At 68.5% G+C, this 515-nt stretch carries 1 pseudogene; it reads left to right on the top strand.

Annotated elements, in window-relative coordinates:
* Window positions 1-515 (top strand): annotated as a pseudogene (locus JCM19049_RS17340) (glutamate synthase subunit alpha); the annotation flags it as partial.

The raw sequence follows: 515 nt of genomic DNA, 5'->3' as shown, positions 1-515 counted from the left end.
CCTCCTTCGCCAGCGGCACCCTGGTCTACAAGGGCATGGTCTCCACCGCGCAGCTGGACCGCTTCTACCCGGACCTGTCCGACGCCCGGCTGGACACCCGCTGCGCGATCGTGCATTCGCGCTTCTCCACCAACACCTTCCCCTCCTGGCCGCTGGCCCAGCCGCTGCGCACGATCGCCCACAACGGGGAGTTCAACACCGTGCAGGGCAACCGCAACTGGATGCGCGCCCGGCAGTCCCAGCTGGCCAGCGAGCTGCTGGGGGAGGTGCCCGAGGAGCTGTTCCCGATCTGCACGCCCGGCGCGTCAGACTCGACTAGCTTCGACGAGGTCGCCGAACTGCTGATGCTCTCCGGGCGGCACCCGGCCGCGGCGATCATGATGATGATCCCGCAGGCTGGGAACACGATGAGCACATGGACCGGGATCTGCGGGCGTTCTACGAGTACCATGCGATGCTCATGGAGCCGTGGGACGGGCCGGCCGCCGTGTGCTTCACCGACGGCAGCTGGCCGG

This window comes from Arthrobacter sp. JCM 19049, assembly GCF_001310435.1.
Note: the sequence above shows the minus strand (reverse complement) of the source record. Positions and strands in the feature narration are given on the sequence as shown.